This window comes from Olsenella uli (assembly GCF_901212675.1).
In the GTDB taxonomy this organism is placed as follows: domain Bacteria; phylum Actinomycetota; class Coriobacteriia; order Coriobacteriales; family Atopobiaceae; genus Parolsenella; species Parolsenella uli_B.
On the sequence record NZ_CAAKOQ010000044.1, the window covers coordinates 20,757 to 27,740 of the forward strand.

Sequence of the window (6,984 nt, forward strand, 5' to 3'; positions counted from 1 at the left end):
TCCTCTCAAATCAACAAACCTCAGCTCGCCGAACTCGCAGCTCCTAGGAGAGCTTCTCGAGCGTCTCCCAGACACCGTTGATGTAGGCGATGCCAAGCGCACGGTCGTACAGGCCGTAGCCCGGGCGACCCGTCTCGCCCCAGATCATGCGGCCGTGATCCGGGCGGATGTAGCCCTCGAAGCCGTTATCGTGCAGGGCCTTCATCATCTTGACCATGTCGAGCGAGCCACAGGGGCTGGGATGCGGGGCCTCGTAGAAGTCCTTGTTGCCTGGCTCGTCGGGGTTGATGTACTTGATGTTGCGCATGTGCACGAAGTGGATGCGGCCACGCTTCGTGAACTCGGCGAGGATGCTGTAGATGTCATTGCCCGGCTCCTCGGCGATGCTGCCGCAGCACAGGGTGATGCCGTTGTAGGGCGTGTCCACCGCAGTGCACAGCCAGTCGAGGTCCTCGCGGTTCTTGATGATGCGCGGCAGGCCGAACATCGAGTACGGAGGGTCATCCGGGTGAATGGCCATCTTGACGTCGCACTCCTCGCAGGTGGGCATGATGGCCTCGAGGAAGTAGACGAGGTTCTCGCGGAGCTTGTCCTCGTCCACGTTCTTGTAGTCCTCGAAGAGCTGCTTGACCTGGGCGAGGCGCTCGGGCTCCCAGCCGGGGAGCGTGAAGTCGCCGGAGCCGTTGGCCACCGTGTCGATGATCTCCTGCGGGTCGTCCGGAATGTTCTTGCGGATGAAGGCCAGCGTGGAGGAGCCGTCGGGCAGCTTGTAGTCCAGGTCGGACTTCACCCAGTCGAAGACCGGCATGAAGTTGTAGCAGATGACCTTGACGCCCTCGGCAGCGAGGTTGCGAATGGTCTCCTTGTAGTTCTCGATGTACTTGTCGCGCGCGGGCAGGCCGATCTTGATGTCGTCGTGGATGTTGACCGACTCGATGACCTTGAGCGTGAGGCCGTTGGCCTCGATCATCTCGCGCAGCTCGTGGATGCGCTCGCGCGGCCACACCTCGCCGGCGGGAATGTCGAACAGCGTGCCCACGATGCCCTTGCAGCCCGGAATCTGGCGAATCTGCTCGAGCGTGATCTTCTCGGACTCAGGGCCGTACCACCTAAAGGTAAGCTCCATGGTGTCGCTTCCTTTCGTAAGTAAGACTTCAACAACGTCATCGGTTTCCCAGGCGCCGCAGGTCGGCCCGAAGGAGAAGCGCTGCGTACCAGGTGCGCAAGCGACGAGTGAGGGCCGAGATGCGGTGCCTGGGAAAGCCGTTTACAGGTACTTCTTGATGGTCTCGGCAACGGCGCCGGGGCCGGCGAGCATCTCCAGCAGGTAGCCCTCGACCTTCTCGCCCAGGCCAGCCTCGTAGAGGTCGAGCGTGAAGATCTCCTTGTTGGAGAGGATGGGCCGGGCGGCGGCGTGGACGGCAGCCGCGTCGGCCTCGCCGAGCTTGAGGCCGGCGACGTGGGCCTGCAGGCCCTCCAGCAGCGGGTCCGGGCTGCAGGCGAAGGCCTCGCCCTTGTCGTTGACACCCGTGAGGTAGCGCAGCCAGCCGGCGATGGTCAGCGGGATGTAGGTGAGGCCGGAGACATCCTTTCCGGCGGCCAGGTAGGCGTTGAGCGTGTGGCCGTAGCGGATGGCAACCTTCTGCGAGGTGTCCGTGGCGATGCGCTGCGGGGCGTCGGGCAGGCTCTTGTTGGGCAGGCGCTCGGCCAGCAGCTCGGCGATGAACTTCTGCGGGTCGATGACCTTGGGGTCAACCACGACGGGCAGGTCCTCGTCATAGCCGAGGTGCTTGATAAGGGACACGAGCTCGGGGTTCTCCATCTCCTGCCAGATGCGGGCGTAACCCAGGAGGCAGCCAAACACGGCGAGGCAGGTGTGGAGCGGGTTGAGGCAGGCCGTGACCTTCATGGTGTCGGCCTTCTCGGCGGTGTCGCGGTCGCACAGGATCACGCCGCCCTCCTCCAGCGCCGGACGGCCGTTGGGGAAGCTGTCCTCGATGACGAGGTAGTGGCAGGCCTCGGTGTTGGCAAAGCCGGCAAAGTGGGTGCCGCTGGGCGTGGCGATGAGGTCCAGGTCCTCCCAGCCCTGCTGCTTCAGGGCCTCCTCGGTCTCGGGCGAGGGGTTGGGAGTGATGCGGTCGATCATGGACCACGGGAAGCTCACGCGGGCCTCGTCGGAGACGTAGTCGATGAACTCCTGCGTGACGTGGCCGTGCTCGAGCCAGCCGTTGGCCACCGTGAGGATGGCCTCACGGAAGCGGGCGCCGTTCTGGGAGAAGTTGTCGGTGGAGACCATGGCGATGGGCGTGGCGCCGGCGTTGAAGCGGGCCAGCAGCAGCGCGGCCACGATGCCCATGGTGGAGGCGGCGGCATCGGGACCGGCCTCGAGCTCGGCGGCCACGAACGGCAGCAGGTTGCCCTTGGCGTCACGCAGGCCGTAGCCCTTCTCGGTGATGGTGAAGGTGGCGAGCTGCAGCTCGGGGCTCTCGAAGTAGTGCTTGGCGAGCTCGAGGTCCTCGGGACGCTGGGAGTTGGCGAAGACGCCGCCAGCGGTCACCGCGAGGACGCGCTCGTCCAGCGTGCCGTCGGCATTCATGACAACCTGCAGGATGTCGAAGTTGTAGGGGCCATAGACCTCGTCGAGCGTGAACGGACGGAAGGTTTCGACCACCACGACGCCGCGCGTGAGCAGGCCTTTGTCGGCAAGGTCCTGGGCGATCTGGGCGTGGAAGGCGCGGAAGAGGTTCCCGCCGCCGAAGTGGATCCAAACCGGCTGCTCGACGCCGGCCCGCTTCAGGGCCGCCACGTCGCAGGCGGGAAGGCGGACCCCACGCTCCTTGAGCTCGCCTGCGCTTGCCTGCCAGTTCTTGAGAGTTGCCATGGGTCTCCTTCTCGTCGTAGGCGAGGCGCCGGAGAGGAGATGGGCTCCCCTACCTGCGGATTGTGCCGCCGGGTGTGCTCGGGACGTGCGCCCACCGTTGCGCCAGACGCATGCCTCGGCTGATCTGTGACTGATATATTAGTCTCAAGAAGGTCCTCGAACCGTTGGCATTCACAATTTCCTGACCTCGGATTCCGTGAGCGGTCGTTCAAGAGCCGTGAACGCTTTCCCGGCACTTTTTGACCGTTTCTCATCATGCTTCTGTAAACTGATATACGACCCATTGCAGCCGGCGAACGTGTCGTGGCTGCGAATTCGCACGAGCTTAGACGCTTGCACGTAGTATGTGCGGGGCATCTATCAATTCCGAAAAGGGACGGGACCTCATGGCCGCCACGAACGACGCCTGCACCCTGCAAGACCAGGCCTACCAGACCCTGCGCCAGGCCATCATCTTCGCACAGCTCAAGCCGGGCCAGCGTCTTGCGCCCAAGAGCATCTGCGAGGAGTTGGAGCTTGGGCGCACGCCCGTGCGTGAGTCGCTCGTGCGCCTGCAGCAGCAGGGCCTCGTGCGCACGGTGCCCCAGAGCGGCACCTTCGTCTCCAAAATCGACGGCCACGCGGCGGAGAGCGCCCGCTTCACGCGCGAGCACCTGGAGAGCCAGATTGCCATCGAGTGCTGCGCCGTGGCCAGGGAGGAGGACTTCGCGCGCCTCGACGCCATCATCGAGGAGCAGCAGGCCGCCGTGGCCGCGCGCGACGAGCGCGAGTTCTTCATCACGGACAACCGGATGCACGAGCTGCTTTTCGAGATCGCCAACCGTCACGAAGTCTGGGAGTGGCTGGCGCTCACGAACACGCACTTCGAGCGGTTCCGTTGGCTTGCGGCCGTCACCAAGGGCGTGAGCTGGGACATCGTCATGAGCCAGCACCTACAGATTCGTGACGCCATCGCCCGCCGCAGCCCCAGCGACGTGGCCTACCTCATCAGCCTGCACCTGCACAAGGCGCTCGCAGACCACAAGGATGTCGTGGCAGAGCACCCGGAATACTTCGAGGAGAGCGAGGCCCTGCTCGGGCCCACGTGGGGCCGGTCGAAGTGCAGCCTCGCCTCGCATGACGAGGCGGTCGCCGCCGAGCGGTAGCCTCGCGCAGATGTGACACCCTTCCGTATGATTTGTCACATTGCACGCAATGTGACAAATCAATCATACGGAAGGGTGTCGGGGGCACGGCCGCTGGCTTGCAACCGTGCCCCCGTCGTCGTTCGCTCCCCGTCAGGCCGCCGCTACCTCACGGTTTCCTTGGGCTTCTGCGCCTCGTCCATCTCGGCCACGAGGTTCTCCTCGTGCTTGCCGTCGTCGTCGCGCTCGAGCGCCGGGATCAGCATGCGGTAGGCGTTCTCCGTGGCGTTCTTGCGTGCGCTCTTCTTGGCGTACATCTTCACCGCGCCGGTGGTCTTGATGATGGACTGCAGGGTACCGGCGCCGGCCACGCAGCCGCCCGGGCACGCCATGCCCTCGAGCAGGTAGCCGTTGTACTTGCCCTTCACGGCGTCCTTCATCATCTTGCGGCAGTCCTTGAGGCCCTCGGCGTTCATGACCTTGACCTCGCGGTCCGGGTAGCGGCGGTGGATCGCGTTGACCACGGCCGTCGCCACGCCACCCGCCACGGCAAAGCCGCGGCCGTCGGCGCTCGCCACGTCAAAGTCGCCGCCCTCGCCGGCAAGCTTGGTGTAGTCGATCTCCTTGGCGTCCATCATGCCTGCCATCTCCTCGAAGGTGAGCACGAAGTCCACCTCGCTCTTGACGCTCTTGCGCATGGCCTCGAGCTTCTTGGCCGAGCACGGCCCCACGAAGACGATCTTGGCGTTGGGGTGCTGCTGGCGGACGAGGCGCGCCGTGAGCGTCATGGGCGTGAGCGCCATCGAGACGCAGTCGGCGTTCTTGGGGAACTCCTTCTTGGCCATGACCGACCACGCCGGGCAGCAGCTCGTGCCCATGAACGGAATCTTGGCCGGCACCTCCTCGAGGAAGTCTTCGGCCTCCTGCACGGTGCAGAGGTCGGCGCCGAGCGCCACCTCCTCCATGCCGGAGAAGCCCAGCTCCTTGAAGGCCTGGCGCAGCTTGTCGACGTTGCCCTTGCCGCCAAACTGGCCCACGAACGCAGGCGCCACCTCGGCGATGACCTCGTCGCCGTCGGTGATGGCCTTGATGACCTGGAAGATCTGGCTCTTGTCGGCAATGGCGCCGAAGGGGCAGTTCACGAGGCACTGGCCGCAGCTCACGCACTTGTCGTAGTTGATGTCGGCGTGGCCGTTCTCGTCCGAGCCGATGGCGCCCATGCCGCAGGCGTCGGCGCAGGGACGCACGTGGTGGTGAATGGCGTGGTAGGGGCACACGTTGGCGCAGCGGCCGCACTTGATGCACAGCGAGTGGTCGATGAAGGCCTTCTTGTCCTTGAACGAGATGGCCTTCTTGGGGCAGATCTCACGGCAGGGGTGCGCGAGGCAGCCCTGGCAGGCCTCGCGCATGACGCGGTAGACGTTGTCCTCGCAGGCGTTGCAGGCGAACTTGATGATGTTGACGAGGGGCGGCTGGTAGTAGGTCTCGGGCTTGGCCGCCTCGGCCACGCCGTCGGAGAGCGACTGGCGCTTGTCGACGCCCTGGAGCGGCAGGCCCATGGCGAGGCGGATGCGCTCGCCCACGATGGCGCGCTCGAGGAAGACGCTCTCGCGGTAGGTGGCGACGTCGCCGGGTATGATCTGGTAGGGCAGGTCGTCGACCCAGCTGTAGTCCGGCTCCCCGCCGCTCTCCTTGGACGCCTCTCCGCTGGTATAGGCAAGCTTTGCCACCTCGCAGAACACCGTGCGGCGAATCTGCGTGAGGTTGGTGTAGACGCCTCGCATCGTGCCTGGCATATGGTTCCTTTCCTCTCCTGCATGGCCGGCGAGCTGGCACCGGCAACGTTGGTGCCGGGGCCGAGGCCCCGGTGCGGGCGCCTCCCCGGGCAACCCGCCGGCGGCCCCTGCCGCCGAAACTTCTACTTATGGTAGCAGCGCGGCTACCCCCGTGCGAGCGCCGCGTCGACAAGCGCGAGGCCGCCCGGGAACGCCTGGGCGAAGCGCTCGGGATAGGGTGCCCGGATGACGAGCGGCGCCCCGGTCACGGGGTGAGGCAGGCGCTCCTCGAAGGCATGGAGCATGAGCGCAGGCGCGCGGTGGCCCCGGTCGGCAGGCGTGCCGTAGAGCGCGTCGCCCAGGATGGGAAAGCCCGCGTGGGCAAGGTGGACGCGAATCTGGTGCTTTCGCCCCGTGACGAGCTCCACGAGCAGAAGCGAGCGGCGGCTGCCCCGCGCCCCCGAGGTGGCCAGGCGACGCACGCGAGTCTCGGCCGGCTTACCGCCCGAACTCACGCGCATGCGACGCGCGTCGTGGCGGTCGCGGCCGATGGGACCGTCAAGGGTGCGTATCTTCCAGGGGAACTCCCCGCGCACCACGACGAGGTAGCGCTTCCGCGCCGGGCGAGCGTCAGGTGCGAGACGAGCGTCAGGCGCCGGGGCCGCGTCGGCAGGGCTTGCCGTTGTCGCCCCGGGCATTCCACGCGTCACGGCTCCAACCGCCGCGGCGACCCTTCCCGCGAGGGCCGCGTCGAGCTTGGGCTGGACGGCCTTGTCCTTGGAGAACAGCACGACGCCCGTGGTGTCACGGTCGAGCCGCTGCACCGCCTGGAGCTGCGCGGCGACATCGCCCTCCCCCGCTGCCTCGAGATGCCCGCGGGCGAGGTCCGTGAGCGTGGGCGCACCGGTCCCGTCATCGTGGACGATGATCCCCGCCGGCTTGTCTATGGCCAGGAGCCATGCGTCCTCGAACAGTGTCGAGACCCCAAGATGAGACAGCTCGTTGGAATCTGCCATGGTATTGTCGGCGTCGGACATGAGACAACCAATCTACCGGAAGGTCGGGCAGGAAATACGGCACCGAAGACGATAGTGGACGACCACCAAAGCCCCAGCTGCCAGCAATATTCACCTTGCCACAAAGGCGCCGCTACTTACAGCGGGCATAAATGGGGTCTTCGCCACTTCGTGTGGGTTGATTCCGC

The 6,984-nt window shown here is 65.9% G+C and carries 5 protein-coding genes; 1 reads left to right on the forward strand and 4 read right to left on the reverse strand.

The window, feature by feature from the left end; all coding sequences use genetic code 11:
- Window positions 1-43 precede the first annotated feature (43 nt).
- On the reverse strand, window positions 44-1,126 hold the full coding sequence (gene uxuA, locus EFAMC1_RS07605) for a mannonate dehydratase (RefSeq protein WP_154053697.1): 1,083 nt from the start codon (window positions 1,124-1,126) through the stop codon (window positions 44-46).
- 141 nt (window positions 1,127-1,267) lie between these two features.
- Window positions 1,268-2,881: a mannitol dehydrogenase family protein gene (locus EFAMC1_RS07610; protein WP_154053698.1), complete on the reverse strand. Its 1,614-nt coding sequence runs from the start codon at window positions 2,879-2,881 to the stop codon at window positions 1,268-1,270.
- A gap of 386 nt (window positions 2,882-3,267) precedes the next feature.
- Between EFAMC1_RS07610 and EFAMC1_RS07615 the strand changes: the two genes are divergently transcribed.
- Window positions 3,268-4,026 (forward strand): GntR family transcriptional regulator, encoded by a 759-nt coding sequence (locus EFAMC1_RS07615; RefSeq protein WP_154053699.1) that lies wholly within the window; start codon window positions 3,268-3,270, stop codon window positions 4,024-4,026.
- A 143-nt stretch (window positions 4,027-4,169) separates the two neighbouring features.
- Here the strand turns inward: EFAMC1_RS07615 and EFAMC1_RS07620 are convergent, their stop codons facing one another.
- Both EFAMC1_RS07620 and EFAMC1_RS07625 read right to left on the reverse strand, forming a co-directional pair.
- Entirely contained in the window at window positions 4,170-5,801 is a 1,632-nt protein-coding gene (locus EFAMC1_RS07620) for a 4Fe-4S dicluster domain-containing protein (protein WP_154053700.1), read from the reverse strand.
- Window positions 5,802-5,944: 143 nt separating this feature from the next.
- Complete coding sequence (locus EFAMC1_RS07625) at window positions 5,945-6,796, reverse strand: RluA family pseudouridine synthase (RefSeq protein WP_154053701.1); 852 nt, start codon at window positions 6,794-6,796, stop codon at window positions 5,945-5,947.
- Window positions 6,797-6,984 lie beyond the last annotated feature (188 nt).